The 15246-nt window shown below is 59.3% G+C and carries 16 protein-coding genes; 14 read left to right on the plus strand and 2 right to left on the minus strand.

Going from position 1 to position 15246, the window contains the following annotated elements:
• Positions 1-72: 72 nt before the first annotated feature.
• The 8 genes from CFI11_RS03185 to CFI11_RS03220 all read left to right on the plus strand — a co-directional run bounded on the left by CFI11_RS03185 (position 73) and on the right by CFI11_RS03220 (position 7127).
• Positions 73-735: a peroxiredoxin gene (locus CFI11_RS03185; RefSeq protein ID WP_130402993.1), complete on the plus strand. Its 663-nt coding sequence runs from the start codon at positions 73-75 to the stop codon at positions 733-735.
• Positions 736-817: 82 nt separating this feature from the next.
• The gene (locus tag CFI11_RS03190) at positions 818-1492 is read left to right on the plus strand and encodes a Crp/Fnr family transcriptional regulator (RefSeq protein WP_130409909.1); all 675 of its coding nucleotides are present in this window, start codon (positions 818-820) and stop codon (positions 1490-1492) included.
• Positions 1493-1593: 101 nt separating this feature from the next.
• Positions 1594-1803, plus strand: a complete 210-nt coding sequence (locus CFI11_RS03195; RefSeq protein WP_130402995.1) for a DUF2892 domain-containing protein — start codon at positions 1594-1596, stop codon at positions 1801-1803.
• Complete coding sequence (locus CFI11_RS03200; RefSeq protein WP_130402997.1) at positions 1803-2237, plus strand: YeeE/YedE family protein; 435 nt, start codon at positions 1803-1805, stop codon at positions 2235-2237. The genes CFI11_RS03195 and CFI11_RS03200 overlap by 1 nt, the downstream gene beginning before the upstream one ends.
• 3 nt (positions 2238-2240) lie before the next feature.
• Complete coding sequence (locus CFI11_RS03205) at positions 2241-2678, plus strand: DUF6691 family protein (RefSeq protein WP_130402999.1); 438 nt, start codon at positions 2241-2243, stop codon at positions 2676-2678.
• 23 nt (positions 2679-2701) lie between these two features.
• Positions 2702-3586, plus strand: coding sequence for an MBL fold metallo-hydrolase (locus CFI11_RS03210; protein WP_130403001.1), 885 nt, complete (start codon positions 2702-2704; stop codon positions 3584-3586).
• A 26-nt stretch (positions 3587-3612) separates the two neighbouring features.
• Positions 3613-5292: a bifunctional protein tyrosine phosphatase family protein/NAD(P)/FAD-dependent oxidoreductase gene (locus tag CFI11_RS03215; RefSeq protein WP_130403003.1), complete on the plus strand. Its 1680-nt coding sequence runs from the start codon at positions 3613-3615 to the stop codon at positions 5290-5292.
• Positions 5293-5390: 98 nt separating this feature from the next.
• Positions 5391-7127, plus strand: coding sequence for a SulP family inorganic anion transporter (locus CFI11_RS03220; protein ID WP_217358748.1), 1737 nt, complete (start codon positions 5391-5393; stop codon positions 7125-7127).
• Positions 7128-7276: 149 nt separating this feature from the next.
• On the opposite strand, the gene CFI11_RS03225 is transcribed toward CFI11_RS03220, so the two are convergent.
• Positions 7277-7927 (minus strand): GntR family transcriptional regulator, encoded by a 651-nt coding sequence (locus CFI11_RS03225; RefSeq protein ID WP_130403005.1) that lies wholly within the window; start codon positions 7925-7927, stop codon positions 7277-7279.
• Between the two features lie 139 nt (positions 7928-8066).
• Here CFI11_RS03225 and dctP point away from each other — a divergent pair, with 139 nt between their 5' ends.
• From dctP to CFI11_RS03250, 5 genes are all read left to right on the plus strand, one after another.
• Positions 8067-9056 (plus strand): TRAP transporter substrate-binding protein DctP, encoded by a 990-nt coding sequence (dctP, locus tag CFI11_RS03230; protein WP_130403007.1) that lies wholly within the window; start codon positions 8067-8069, stop codon positions 9054-9056.
• 75 nt (positions 9057-9131) lie between these two features.
• Complete coding sequence (locus CFI11_RS03235; RefSeq protein WP_130403009.1) at positions 9132-9680, plus strand: TRAP transporter small permease; 549 nt, start codon at positions 9132-9134, stop codon at positions 9678-9680.
• Complete coding sequence (locus tag CFI11_RS03240; protein ID WP_130403011.1) at positions 9680-10996, plus strand: TRAP transporter large permease; 1317 nt, start codon at positions 9680-9682, stop codon at positions 10994-10996. The genes CFI11_RS03235 and CFI11_RS03240 overlap by 1 nt, the downstream gene beginning before the upstream one ends.
• A complete protein-coding gene (locus CFI11_RS03245; RefSeq protein ID WP_130403013.1) occupies positions 10993-12228 on the plus strand; it encodes a malonyl-CoA decarboxylase domain-containing protein in 1236 nt (411 codons plus the stop codon). The genes CFI11_RS03240 and CFI11_RS03245 overlap by 4 nt, the downstream gene beginning before the upstream one ends.
• Before the next feature lie 9 nt (positions 12229-12237).
• Entirely contained in the window at positions 12238-13758 is a 1521-nt protein-coding gene (locus CFI11_RS03250; protein WP_130403015.1) for a malonyl-CoA synthase, read from the plus strand.
• 166 nt (positions 13759-13924) lie between these two features.
• Here the strand turns inward: CFI11_RS03250 and CFI11_RS03255 are convergent, their stop codons facing one another.
• Entirely contained in the window at positions 13925-14185 is a 261-nt protein-coding gene (locus CFI11_RS03255; protein ID WP_254449008.1) for a hypothetical protein, read from the minus strand.
• Positions 14186-14377: 192 nt separating this feature from the next.
• Here CFI11_RS03255 and CFI11_RS03260 point away from each other — a divergent pair, with 192 nt between their 5' ends.
• A complete protein-coding gene (locus tag CFI11_RS03260) occupies positions 14378-15010 on the plus strand; it encodes a hypothetical protein (protein WP_130403017.1) in 633 nt (210 codons plus the stop codon).
• Positions 15011-15246 lie beyond the last annotated feature (236 nt).

Raw genomic sequence — 15246 nt, forward strand, 5'->3', positions numbered from 1 at the left:
GATACAATCAATTTCAAAGATAATCACGAAAGGCTTAGTTTCATCGACACCACCTTGGAACGGAGCCCAGATATGAATGTCCATGCAACGCTTGCCGAAGACACACCCACCGGTCTTCCCCGCCTGAACGAGCCCGCACCCGCCTTTGATGCGCTGACGACCGATGGTCGAAAAACAAATGACGATTACAAGGGAAAGTGGTTGGTGCTGTTCTCGCACCCGGCCGATTTCACACCCGTTTGCACGACCGAGTTCGTGGCCTTCGCAGACCGCGCCGACGAGTTTGCGGCTCTCGATACCGAATTGCTGGGCCTATCCATCGACAGTCATTACGCCCATATCGCCTGGATGCGGTCGATCAAGGAGACGTTCGGCGTTGAGATCCCGTTCCCCATCATCGCCGATCTGGATATGAAGGTCGCGCAGGCCTTTGGCATGATCCAGCCGGGGGCATCCGACACCCAGGCGGTTCGCGCGACGTTTGTCATCGATCCCGACGGAGTTTTGCGTGCTATGGTGTATTATCCCATGACCAACGGACGCTCGGTTGATGAGTTCGTGCGCCTGATCAAGGCCTTGCAAACAGCGGATACGTTTAAGGTCGCAACGCCGGAAAACTGGCAGCCGGGCGAGGATGTCATCGTGCCCACACCGCAAACGGCGTATGCGGCAGAGGCCCGAATGACGGAAGGGTTCGAGACAAAGGACTGGTACTTCTCGACCAAGTCGATCTGATCGTTTCAGTTTTCGCGTGTCGCCGTCCATTATGGGCCGCGACGCGCATTCCGACCACATGATCGCCCGGGGGGCCGAGGATATGGACGAGACATGGATCAGCAAATTCAAGGGCCTCAGCCGTCTGCCCGCCGAAATCCGGGCAGAGCTTGAGGCGGGGAGCCAGATCGTATCGGTCCCGGCCGGAACACAGGTCTTCGCGCCGGGCCAAACGGCGGACAATCTGCTGCTTCTGCTTGCCGGCACGGTCAAGGTGCAGCAAAAGTCCGAGACCGGGCGCGAGGTCTTTCTTTACCGCGTCCATGCGGGTGAAAGCTGTGTTCTGACGACTGCCTGCATGCTGGCGTTCGAGGATTACTCGGCTGAGGGCACGGCCGAGACCGACGTGACGGCGGTCGCCATCCCGCGCAAGACTTTCGATGATCTTGTCGCGAAGTCTCCGGTCTTTCGTGAATTCGTCTTCACGGCCTATTCGCGCAGGATCACTGACCTTTTCACGCTGATCGATGACATCGTCTTTCAGCGCATGGATGTGCGGCTTGCCTCGCGTCTGCTGGAGCTTGCCGACGCGGACGGTGTCGTCCACGCCACGCACGCGGTTCTGGGCACGGAACTTGCAACAGCACGGGAAGTCATATCCCGAACGATATCTGAGTTTCAGCGGCGCGGTTGGGTCGAACAGGCGCGGGGAAAGGTGCATCTCACCGGCAAAGAGGGCCTCGAACGTCTGGTGAAATCCTCGGGTGGGCACGGCTGACGCCCGGGTTTCCCCAATTCCCATGAGTTTGGTGACCAAGTCACCAAGACTGCTGTCTTTGGCGTGCGATGATGGCGCCATCGTTTGTGATGGAGTGAAACATGACCACCAATATAGGAAAAATCGATCGCGGCGGACGGCTGGTCATCGCTGCGGCATTGCTCATCCTTGCCTTGGGCACCAACGCGCTTGGGGCAGGGATCCTGTTCTGGCTCGCACTTGTCGTGGCCGCTGTCTTCACGTTGACGGCCTTTGTTGGCAATTGCCCGCTTTACAGCATTGTAGGGCTCAAGACGTGCCGGAATTGCTGATGATCGAAACGGCTTTCACCCCTTGGGCATCGCTTGTGGGCGGTGTTTTGATCGGCATCGCGGCCACGCTTTTGATGCTGACGCTTGGGCGCGTGATGGGGGCGACCGGTGTGCTGGCAGGTGTGGTCCGGCCAGCCTCTGCTCAGGACTTTGCCTGGCGCGCCGCGTTGCTGGCCGGGATGATCACCGGGCCCGTGGTGGTCTGGCTTGTCTCGGGCGCAATGCCGGCGGTGGACATTGTGATGTCCACGCCTGCCCTGATCATTGGCGGGCTGATCGTCGGGGTGGGGGTAACCTTTGGCTCAGGTTGTACGTCCGGTCACGGTGTCTGCGGGATGGCGCGGCTGAGCCCGCGTTCCATCGCGGCGACGCTAACCTTTATGGCGGCCACCTTCGCCACGGTCTTTGTCGTGCGTCACGTGATCGGAGGCTGACCCATGAAGCTTTTCGCGACATATCTGATCGGTCTGATCTTCGGCATCGGTATTTCGATCTCCGGCATGGCGAACCCTGCGAAGGTTCTGAACTTTTTCGACATCGCCGGGACGTGGGACCCATCCCTTGTATTCGTGATGGGCGGCGCGCTGATCACAACCTTTATCGGCTACAAGCTGGTATTCGGGCGGGGTGCCCCGCTCTTTGAGCAGGGCTTTAGCCTGCCAACGGTGCGCACAATCGACGCGAGGCTCATCGGCGGCGCGGCTATCTTTGGCATCGGTTGGGGCATTGCGGGCTTCTGCCCGGGCGGTGCTTTGCCCGCGCTGGGCACAGGCCGCTGGGAGGTCTTCGCCTTCGTCGCCGCCGTCGTGTCAGGGATCTTCCTTGCCACGTTCATTCAATCAAGCACGGCACGCGGCAGGGCGACCACCGCGTGACGCCGTCTGGGAGGAGACAAGAGATGACAGGCTATCCCGTGAACATGGATATCAAACCAGAGGTGCAGGCCTTTTTCGACGAGGCCACCAACACGATCAGCTATATCGTGAAGGATCCAAAATCGAACGCCTGCGCCGTCATCGACAGCGTGATGGACATCGACTATGCCGCCGGTCGCATCACCTTCGATCATGCTGACCTCTTGATCCGGCAGATCGAAGCGCAGGGGTTGACGGTTGAATGGATTATCGAGACCCATGTCCACGCAGATCACCTGAGTGCCGCGCCCTATATCCAGGAAAAACTGGGCGGCAAGATCGGGGTCGGTGCCAAGATCACCGTGGTGCAGGATGTCTTTGGAAAGGTCTTCAACGAGGGCACTGAATTCCAGCGCGATGGCAGCCAGTTCGATGCGCTGTTCGAAGACGGCGACACCTACATGATCGGCAACATGCAGGCATTCGCGATCTACACGCCCGGCCATACGCCGGCCTGCATGGTGCATGTGATGGGCGATGCCGCCTTTGTCGGCGACACGCTCTTCATGCCCGATGGCGGTTCGGCCAGATGCGACTTTCCCGGCGGCAGCGCCGAGACGCTTTATGACAGCATCATGAAGGTGCTGGCGCTTCCCGATGAGACACGGCTCTTCATGTGCCACGATTACGGGCCGGGCGGTCGCGAGATCCTGTGGGAAACCACGGTGGCCGAGGAACGGGCCAAAAACATTCATGTGGGGCAGGGCAAGACCAAGGAGGAGTTCGTCAAGTTCCGAACCGAGCGGGATGCCCAGCTCTCCATGCCCAAGCTCATTATCCCGTCCCTCCAAGTGAACATGCGCGCGGGCGAAGTGCCCACGGACAAAGACGGTAACCCGATGCTCAAAGTGCCGGTTAACGGTCTTTGAGAAAACAGGTCCGGAGGAGGGACGACATGGAACTCAACAAGATCTCATCGAAAATCGCGGTCAGCCCGCAGATCACAGCGGAAGACGTTGCCAAGGTTGCTGCCAAAGGATACCGCGCCATCATCTGCAATCGGCCAGATGGCGAGGGGGCCGACCAGCCGTCTTTCGAGGAAATCGAGGCGGCCGCCAAAGCAGCCGGTGTCGAGGCGCGGTACGTGCCGGTCCAGTCCGGCATGGTAAAAGACGCCGACGTCGCGGCCTTTGACGATGCATTGAACGCGGTGCCGCGCCCGGTTCTGGCTTATTGCCGCACAGGCACCCGCTCGGCGACGTTGTGGTCATTGCGGGAATCCGGCAATCGCCCCATGGCTGAAATACTCGCCGCGACCAAGGCAGCTGGCTATGACATGAACGGCGTGGCCCGCCGCATCGCCAATGGCGGCAAGACCCCGACAGATACCGGGGACGCGCATTTCGAGGTGGTGATCGTAGGCGCCGGCGCCGGAGGCATCGCGGTCGCCGCGAGCCTCAAGTCGCGAAAGCCCGGCTTGAAGATCGCCGTGATCGACCCGGCCGACATCCACTATTACCAGCCCGGCTGGACCATGGTGGGCGGCGGTATCTTTGATGCCCAGACGACGGCCAAGACGATGGGCAGCCTGATCCCGCAGGGGGTGCATTGGATCAAGTCCGCCGTCGCGGCGTTCGAACCCAAGAACAATGCGGTCATTCTGGATGGGTGCCGGGTCGTGAAGTACGACCGCCTAGTGGTCTGCCCGGGCCTGAAGCTCGATTGGGATCAGGTCGAGGGGCTGGAAGAAACGCTGGGCCGCAATGGCGTGACCTCGAACTACAGATATGACCTTGCACCCTATACCTGGCAGCTTGTGCAGGGACTGAAGCAAGGTCGGGCCATTTTCACCCAACCGCCGATGCCGATCAAATGCGCAGGCGCCCCGCAAAAGGCGATGTATCTCTCCGGCGACGCCTGGTTCCGCAGCGGCGCACTGAAAAACATCGACATCCAGTTCATGAATGCAGGCGGCGTGCTCTTTGGGGTGAATGACTACGTTCCCGCCCTTGAGAGTTATGTCGAGAAATACGACGCCACGCTGAACTTCTTTCACAACCTCGTCGCGGTTGACGGTTCGGCCAAGACGGCGACCTTCAGCGTGGCCAAGCCTGACACCGATCCAACGGAGGTCACGGTGGAATTTGACATGATGCATGTCTGTCCGCCGCAAACCGCGCCCGACTTTATCCGGGTCTCGCCACTGGCCGATGCAGCCGGTTGGGTCGATGTGGATCAGGCCACCCTGCGCCATAAGGAGTTCGACAATATCTGGTCCCTGGGCGACGTGATGAATGCGCCCAATGCCAAAACGGCAGCCGCGGCGCGTAAACAGGCCCCGACCGTCGCCGACAACATCGTCGCCGATATCGCCGGGCGCTCTGCTGTCGCACAATACGATGGCTACGGTTCCTGCCCGCTCACCGTGGAGCGCGGTAAGATCGTATTGGCCGAGTTTGGATATGGCGGCGCATTGAAGCCCTCGTTCCCGGGTTTCCTTCTGGACGGCACCAAACCCTCACGCGCGGCCTGGTATCTCAAGGAGATACTTCTGCCGCCGATTTACTGGAAGGCCATGCTGAAAGGGAAAGAGTGGATGGCCAAGCCCGAAAAGCTGGAGGTTGCGGCTGAATAGGCCGGCCAATGCGCTGGCGCATGGTCTTGGCTGGTCTTGCGCGCCCCTAACGGGCGGAGCGGCAACGCTCCGCCAATCTCTTGTTCCGGACGAACAGCATGATTGACCGCCTTCGCCAATATGTACCCGTGCTTGACTGGGGGCGTACCTATGACCGCAGGGCGTTTTCGAACGACATGATCGCGGCGGTGATCGTGACGATCATGCTTATCCCGCAATCACTCGCTTATGCTCTGTTGGCGGGGCTGCCGCCCGAGGCGGGCATCTATGCCTCCATCGCACCGATCATCCTCTATGCCATCTTCGGCACCAGTCGCGCGCTCGCGGTCGGGCCGGTTGCGGTTGTATCGCTTCTGACAGCATCTGCCATCGGGCAGGTCGCCGAACAGGGGACGGCCGGTTATGCTTTGGCGGCCCTGACGCTTGCCTTTCTGTCAGGCGGTTTTCTTGTGTTGATGGGTGTTCTGCGCCTGGGCTTTCTCGCTAATTTTCTGAGCCATCCCGTCATTGCCGGGTTTATTACGGCGTCCGGCATCCTGATCGCCACAAGCCAGCTCAAGCATATCCTGGGGGTGAGCGCGCATGGGCACACATTGCCGGAAATGCTGGGCTCCATCGTCGCGCATCTGCACGAGGTCAACTGGATCACGCTTGCGATCGGCGTCACCGCCACTGCTTTTCTCCTCTGGGTGCGCACCCACCTCAAGCCTGCGCTGCGCAAGCTTGGCGCGCCGCCCCTGCTGGCAGATATCCTGACAAAGGCGGGGCCCGTTGCTGCCGTGGTCGCCACCACCGTTGCGGTCTGGTTTTTTGATCTGGCCGAGCGTGGCGTGAATATTGTCGGCATCGTGCCGCAAAGCCTGCCGCCAATGACCCTGCCTGGCTTCGCGCCGGATCTGCTGAGCGCGCTTTTGGTGCCCGCCATACTGATCTCCATCATCGGCTTTGTGGAATCGGTGTCCGTCGCGCAGACGCTCGCCGCGAAAAAGCGCCAGCGCATCGACCCCGATCAGGAACTAATCGGCCTTGGCGCTGCCAACCTTGGTGCTGCGTTCACCGGCGGCTATCCGGTGACCGGTGGCTTTGCCCGATCCGTGGTGAATTTCGATGCCGGGGCTGAAACGCCCGCCGCGGGCGCGTTCACGGCCATCGGATTGGCCATCGCTGCCGTTGCGCTGACGCCGCTTGTGTATTTCCTGCCCAATGCCACGCTGGCCGCCACCATCATTGTCGCCGTGCTCAGCCTGGTCGACTTGTCGATCCTCAGAAAGACTTGGGGCTACAGCCGTGCCGACTTCACCGCCGTGGCCGCCACGATCTTTCTGACGCTGGGCCTGGGTGTCGAAATCGGCGTGGCCTCCGGTGTGGCGATCTCCGTGCTCTTGCATCTCTACAAGACCTCCCGACCCCACGTGGCTGAGGTCGGCCTCGTCCCCGGAACGCAGCACTTCCGCAATATTCACCGGCACAAGGTCAAGACCGATCCCGCGCTGGTCACGCTGCGGGTGGATGAGAGCCTCTATTTCGTCAATGCGCGCTTTCTTGAAGATCTGGTGCAGAAGCGTGTCACGAATGGGTGCGCCATCCAGAACGTGATCTTGATGTTTTCAGCGGTGAACGAGGTTGACTACTCCGCCCTGGAAAGCCTTGAAGCAATCAATCAGCGTCTCAAGGATATGGGGGTGGGTCTGCATCTGTCCGAAGTCAAAGGCCCAGTGATGGATCGACTGCAGCGGTCGCATCTTATCAAGGACTTAAATGGGTCGGTCTTCCTGTCGCAATATGACGCCTGGACGCGATTGGTGACGCCCCCGCTTCCCGATGCCGCGGAATAGCGCGGCAAACCCCTTGCAGGATTGGGCGCGCCTGTTCCCCGCCTCAGCGACAAAATCAGCGCGTAAATCTGGACTTCATTGGCCTCTTTGAGGCACCACACTGATGCAAAGCCGAGGTTCAAACATTCCGACGATGCTGCCTCCCTCACTCACTGCCGCTTTAGTCCGGCCATAAGTTGCTGAAACTTCTCGCCCTGAACGGTGACGTGGCTGCGTAGGATGTTTGCCGCGCTGTCGCCATCCCCGCGCTTGAGCGCTTCGACGATGGTTTCATGTTCCGCCAGCGACTGGGCCATTCTTCCGCGAAATCGCAATTGCACCCGGCGGAACGGCTTCAACCTATGTTGAAGCCGAAGCGCCTCCCCCTGAAGAAAGCTGTTCGTGGCGCCCGCATAGATCTCTTGATGAAACGCTTCGTTTTCCGCGTAATAGGTGGCTGCGTCTTCCTGCTCGACCGCGGCTTTGCAGCGGTCATTCGCAGCGGTCAGCCGCTCCAGGCCGTGGTCTGACATCCTGACCGCTGCGAAACGCCCACATGCCGCTTCAAGTTCTGCCATGGTCTCGAACATCTCCAAAAGCTCGACCGGGCCGGGCTGGCGAACGAAAACGCCGCGCCGGGGAATCTGTTCGGCGATTCCCGACAAAACGAGTTTCTGAAGCGCCTCCCGGACAGGGGTGCGCGATACGTTGAATTTCTCGGCCAGCTTGATCTCGTCAAGTCGCTCGCCATCCTCATATTCGCCTGTAAATACAAGCTGTTCCAATGAGTCAGCAATCTGGTCCGCGCGCTTCAGCATCATGGATATGACATACCATCGCGAACTTCTGGAACGCAAATATTTATTTCTTGTATACAAAAATATTGACTGAGAATGCAGGCTGCGTGATGCTGCCCCATCAGGTCGCCAATGGCGTCCGAAGATACCAAGGGAGGAAACAATGAAACTGAGACATTTGACGGCTGCCGCCGCGACGACTTTGCTTGGTCTGGCATCGCTGGCACAGGCGACCGAGCTGCGCCTGTCGCATCAGTGGTCGAACCAGGATATCCGCCACCAGGTTGCACAGATCGTCGCCGACGAGGTTGCGGCAGCCGACGTCGATCTGGAAATCAAAATCTTTGGTTCAAAATCCCTATTTAAACCGCGCGAGCAATATCGTCCTCTCAGCCGCGGCCAGCTGGATATGACAGTGCTGCCACTCAGCTATGCGGGGGGCCAACAGCCGGCCTATAACCTCACATTGATGCCCGGTCTGGTGAAGAACCACGATCACGCCGCCCGTCTGAGCCAGTCGCCCTATATGGAGGCGCTTGAGGAAAAGATGGCGGATGATGACGTCATGGTTCTGGTGCACGGATACCTCGCCGGTGGTTTTGTGGGCAAAGACAAGTGCATCACCGCGCCCGAAGACATCGCGGGCCTGCAAACCCGCGCGGCTGGTAAAGCGTTTGAGCAGATGCTGGCCGGGGCCGACGCTTCCATCACTTCCATGGCCTCCTCCGAGATCTACAATGCCATGCAGACAGGCATCCTGAACGCGGCCAACACCTCGTCATCGTCCTTTGTTTCCTATCGCATCTACGAACAGGTGTCGTGCTACACGCCCGCAACCGAGGATGTGGCGCTTTGGTTCATGTATCAGCCGCTGCTCATGAACAAATCGACGTTCGAGGGGCTCTCGGTGGAACAACAGGCGGCTCTGCTCGCTGCCGCTGAGAAGGCGGAAGCCTATTATCTTGAAGAGGCCAAGAAGCAGGATGCCGCTTCGGTCGAAGTCTTCAAGAATGCGGGTGTTGAGATCGCCCAGATGTCGCCCGAAGACTTCGCCGCCTGGCGCGCGCTTGCGCAGGAGACCTCTTACAAGAGCTTTGTCGAGGAAGTCCCGGACGGACAAGCGCTGCTCGATATGGCGCTGGCCGTCGAATAGGCTCCGTCCTCCGTGACCGCCTGTCTTGAGGGCGGTCGCCCGGATCAATCAGTGACTTTTTGAAGGAGAGCCGACATGGCTGGCCAAAGCTCGGTCGTGACCTCACGCACGGGTAACAACCTTTTCCTCCGTGGTGTCGCAGCCCTTTCCACTCTGGCGGGCTGGTGTTCTGCGGCGATGATTGTCGCGGCTGTGGCCATCACCTGCCAGATGATCTTTGTGCGCTTCGTGCTCAATCAGTCGACGGTCTGGCAGACGGAGGCCGTTGTTTACCTGGCCATCGGTGCCACATTGGTTGGTCTGCCTTATGTGCAGCGGCTGCGGGGTCATGTGAATGTGGACCTGATCCCGCTCTCGCTGTCACGCGGGGCGCGCTATTACATGTACCTCGTGACCATGTCGCTCTCTATCGCGATTGTCGCCGTGATCTTGTTTTATGGTTATGGGCATTGGCATCTTGCCTATGAGCGGAACTGGAAATCCGACACCGTCTGGGGTGTCCGCCTGTGGATTCCATATCTCTCGATCCCGGTGGGCTTTGGGCTCTTTCTGCTGCAGCTGATCGCGGATCTGGTCGCTGTCCTTCTCAAGATCGATGCGCCCTTCGGGCTGGAGGACACCTGATGGATCCGATCCTTCTGGGCGGCATTGTCGCCGTGGCGACGATTTTGGTTTTGTTCTCCGGCGTCTCCGTCGCGCTGGGCCTGCTCATTGTCTCTACGGGGTTTCTACTGATCTTCGACGGGCTGCGCTCTCTGGAGCTGATCCCGGAAATTCTGTTCGGCAAGCTCGACAATTTCGCGCTGCTGTCGATCCCGATGTTCATCATCATGGGCGCGTCCATCGCGTCGACGCGGGCGGGCGCCGATCTTTACGAGGCGCTTGAGCGCTGGCTCACGCGGGTGCCGGGCGGGTTGGTCGTTTCCAATCTGGGTGCTTGTGCTCTTTTTGCGGCGATGTCCGGCTCAAGCCCCGCCACCTGCGCCGCCATCGGCAAGATGGGTATCCCCGAGATGCGCAAACGCGGCTATCCCGATGGGGTTGCAGCCGGGTCCATTGCAGCGGGCGGAACGCTTGGCATCCTGATCCCGCCCTCGGTCACCATGATCGTTTACGGCATTGCCACGGAAACCTCGATCGGTCGTCTTTTTCTGGCCGGTGTGATCCCGGGACTGATGCTCGTCGGGCTCTTCATGATCTGGTCGCTCTATTCGACCTGGCGCTCCGGCGACAAGGCGCTGTTGAGCGCGGGCACGTATACCTGGAAGCAGAAGATCGAAATTCTACCCCGCGTTCTGCCCTTCCTCGCAATCATCGTTGGTGTGCTCTATGCCATGTATGGCGGTATCGCCACGCCGTCGGAGACCGCTGCCGTGGGCGCGCTGCTCTGCCTGCTCATCGCGATGGTGATCTACAAGCTCTGGAACCCCGGTGATCTGTGGCTCGTTCTGCGCGACAGCACGAAAGAGAGCGTGATGATCATGTTCATCATCGCCGCGGCGGGCGTCTTCTCGTACATGCTGTCGAGCCTGTTCATCACCCAGTCGATTGCCGAATGGATCGGCACACTTGACGTGAACCGCTGGGTGCTGATGACCTTTGTGATGCTGTTCCTGTTGGTCGCCGGGTTCTTCCTGCCGCCCGTGGCGGTGATCCTCATGGCCGCGCCGATCCTGTTGCCGATCATCACCACCGCCGGTTTCGACCCGATCTGGTTCGCGGTCGTGTTGACGATCAACATGGAGATCGGTCTGATTTCACCTCCCGTCGGCCTGAACCTCTATGTCATCAACGGCATCGCGCCGGACATCTCTCTCAAGACCATCCTAAAGGGGTCACTGCCATTTGTGGCCTGCATGGTGATCGCGATCATCCTTTTGTGCTTCTTCCCCGGTCTCGCCACCTGGTTGCCCAACACCGTCATGGGGGCCGCGGTATGAGCTATCTCGGTGATCTCCTCTCGACCGTTTTCGAGCGGCGCTATCGCAAGGCGTTATCGGAAAAGGCAGACGACCAGACGACAGCAGAGCTGTGCGACGCGCTGCTCAGCAGTCAGGGGGATGTGTCGGGCGTCACCCTGGCGCGCAGTCTTCTGGATCGGTACGCCAACATGACACCGGACGAGAAACTCGGGTTTTTCGAATACCTCGCAACCCAGCTTGAGATCGTGCCCGATGACGTGCAATCCACCATCCATGCCTATTGCGCCGAAAAGAACCGAACCACCTACAGCGCTTTTGCATCGGCGTGCGAACCCAAGCGGCAAGAGCTTGCGCGCCGTCTCAACCAGGTTCCGGGGGCAACCGGTGAACTCGTCTCGATGCGAAAGGATTTGTTGAAGCTGCTCAAGGCGCGTCCCGAGCTTGAGCCGGTGGATGTCGATTTCAAACATCTGTTCGCATCATGGTTCAACCGAGGTTTTCTGGTACTCCGGCCCATAAACTGGGAAAGCCCGGCCGACATCCTGGAAAAGATCATTGCGTACGAGGCTGTCCATGCCATCGACAGCTGGGACGATTTGAGGCGCCGCCTGAAACCGGACGACCGACGGTGTTTCGGCTTTTTCCATCCTGCCATGGCGGATGAACCGCTGATTTTTGTTGAGGTGGCCCTGACCAAGGGCATTCCCAATTCGGTTCAGGCCTTGCTGGCCGACGAACGTGTCGCCCATCCGGCGGAAGAAGCCGATACGGCCGTCTTTTATTCGATATCCAATTGTCAGGCGGGTCTGGCGGGCATTTCTTTTGGCAATTCGCTGATCAAACAGGTCGTAGCCGACCTTTCGCATGAGTTGCAGGGCCTGGAGACTTTCGTCACGCTTTCGCCAATCCCGGGTCTGAACCGGTGGATGTCCCAATCAGGGCTGGAGGTGCAGGCATTCAACACCCAAGCGCTTGCCGCGCATTACCTGATGGAAGCGAAACGGCACGACGGTATGCCCTATGATCCGGTCGCCCGGTTCCATCTGGGAAACGGCGCGCAGATCCACGCCGTTCACGCGGAGGCCGACACGTCTGACAATGGCCGCAAACAATCGAACGGTGCGATGGTAAACTATCTTTACGACCTGTCGCAGATCTCCCAAAACCATGAGCAGTTCGTCGGAGAAAAGTCCATCGCGGCCTCCGATGCCGTCAAGACTTTGAGCGCCTCCGTCGCCGCGCATGCATAGGAGATTGATATGGCCAATCCTCTCTACGACACGCTCTTTGGTAGATATGCGGGTAAGACAACCGTATTCCTGCAAATGGTGGACGGCACGACGATAACACATGCCGCTTTTCTGGAAACGGCTGGTCGGTTCGCCAATCTGCTTGCGCATCTTGAGATCGCGCCGGGCGATCGCGTTGCTGCTCAGGTCGCCAAATCGCCCCAAGCCTTGGCCCTTTACACTGCCTGTGTTCAGGCAGGTGTTGTCTTTCTGCCCCTCAACACCGCCTATACCGCCGACGAGGTGTCCTATTTTGTCGAGAACAGCGGTGCGCGACTGTTGGTGTGCGATCCCGCATCAGTGAATGATCTGCAAGGCGTTGCCGATGCCTGCGGTGCGGGGCTGCAAACGATGAGCGCGGACGGGGGAGGGAGTTTTGCCTCCGCAGCGGCAGGCCTGCCAGCTGACTTTGCAACCGTGGACCGTTCCGACGATGACCTCGCTGCCTTTCTTTACACTTCGGGAACCACGGGGCGATCCAAGGGCGCCATGTTGACCCAGGGCAACCTGCTGTCCAATTCCGAAACGCTGATGTCCGAATGGCAGTTCACGGCTCAGGACGCTCTTCTTCACGCATTGCCGATCTTTCACACGCACGGGCTATTCGTTGCGACCAATATCACCCTGCTTGCCGGTGGCAGGTTGCTGTTCATGCCGAAGTTCAACGTCGACGACATGCTCTCCCTGATGCCGCATGCGACCGCAATGATGGGCGTACCCACGTTCTACACACGCCTTTTGGCTGACGAGCGTTTTACCCGGCAAATGGCGCAGCACATGCGCCTCTTCGTTTCCGGCTCGGCGCCGCTTCTGGCGGAAACGCATATACAATTCGAAAAGCGCACCGGTCACCGGATCCTGGAACGCTATGGGATGACCGAAACCAATATGAACACATCGAACCCCTATGACGGGGAGCGGCGGGCGGGCACTGTCGGTTTTCCGCTGCCGGGAGTCGAAGTGCGGATTACCGATAGCGGCACAGGAAATGAACTGGCCCAAGGAGAGATCGGCCAGATCGAAGTGCGCGGCCCGAACGTGTTCAAGGGCTATTGGCAGATGCCAGAGAAAACGGCTGAGGAGCTGCGAGAGAACGGGTTCTTCATCACCGGCGACCTGGGGCGAGTGGACGAGGACGGCTATCTTCACATCGTGGGCCGCAACAAGGATCTGATCATCTCGGGCGGCTACAATATCTATCCCAAGGAAATCGAATTGCTGCTGGATCAGGAGGACGGCGTTCTGGAAAGTGCTGTCGTCGGCGTGCCGCACCCTGACTTTGGGGAAACCGTTGTAGGTATTCTGGTCGCCGAAGACGGCGCCGAACTCGACCTTGATGCGATCAAGGACCGGCTTGGCAGGTCACTGGCGCGTTTCAAACAACCGCAAAAGCTCGTCGTTTTGCCTGAACTGCCGCGAAACACCATGGGTAAGGTGCAGAAAAACATCCTGCGGGAAGAGTTCAAGGATCTGTTTCAACCCGCAGCATGACGCTGGCTGCCACCATTGGATAATCTGCCCGGTCTTCGTCATGCCCGTTGTGGAGTGTCTATTCGGTAAGGCGCTACGCGAGCACCATGAAGCGGGAGGGGAAGGGGTTGGACCTGCGACCGCTCGATTTACCGGATCAAACGGCGCTGGAACAGCAGGATCCAGCCTAGGCCTTCATGCTCAGGATCATTCCGATGTCGCGCTGGTCCAGCCCATCAAGAAGGGCGCGTTCATCCGCGTTTAGTTGGGCCCTGTTGCTCGCATAGTCGAGCAGATAAGTCGCGACCTGGCTGGTGGAGGCGTAATAAAGGTCATACCCGCCCCGGCCAACCTCTGTGATCAGGCGTTCCAGAAGCTTTTTCCGCTTTTCAGCAACAAGGTCCGACGTCTTGTCCTGCAACATTTCTTGCTCCGCAGCGAGGGTCATTTTCTTTCGTTGCAAGACATAGACCGACACGCGGTTTCTGCCAGTTCAGGACGTGTTGATTCGATGGTGATAGGGCGCATAACGCCGGTATGACGGCTTCAGCGTTGCTGTGAGTCCGATTGGCTGATTCCCGTGGCCTGACGGCCGGCCCGGGCTATCTGAGCCATTCGGTCGGCAAAGAGGCTGATTAAGATGCTCAAAACGATTTCTCATTTTTTCCACGGCAGCCGGGTCAGCGACGGCTCGGATGCCAAGATCGGGCATGCCGAGGGGGATGGCGTCACCCTGCACGTCCAACTGCGTGTTCTGGACCGCGACCCTTATCTGTGCCTCGCCGATGAGAGACTGAGACTGATCTCAGTCTTCGACGATCTGCGGTACGATCGTGCGGATATGGACATGTTGTCGGGACCGATGCGGCGGCGGGTGATCGCCAAACTTGTGCCCTTGGGGTTCCAGCAAGTCTCAGGCGGGGTGCTGGAGAACGCGGCACTGGATGTCAGGATGTATATGCCCAAGTTTCGCGCGCTGGGCGCGTCGCCTTTTGATGCGACACGCGACACGCCGCGCAGACCGCAGGACTATTACATCCTCACGCCCACTCAGACAGCTTGCCAGTTCATTGATCACTACCCGGTTGATGAAGCTGTCACCGCGATCAAGGCACTGATCGTCAAGCACCCCATCAATCTTTTGCGTGTGTCGGATTATCTGGAGAAATCAGGAAAGCACCAGATTTTCGCGGGCGCGATCGGGCACCTTAAATTCGTTCAGAGGGAGGCAGTGGAGGCCGAGCCCCTGCGCTCACGTCGCGCCTTGCGCTGACTTCCGCCGACGCCACGCCATCGCCGAACCGAAGCGAGAAGTAGCCTTTTCCCAACGTGAGAAAGCAGGGCGGGCTGGGAGAGCGGGAACATGGACCTTTGATGCGGATCGGGCGTCACCGTGGTGCTTGCGGGTCGCCGCCTTGGCTGATGCTTTTGCGAATGTGACTTGACGCGGCGCGGACAAACCGAAATTGACTTGCCGATACCGGGTTTGAACGCTCGCGTTCATTCCAA

It is taken from the genome of Thalassococcus sp. S3, from assembly GCF_004216475.1.
GTDB lineage: Bacteria > Pseudomonadota > Alphaproteobacteria > Rhodobacterales > Rhodobacteraceae.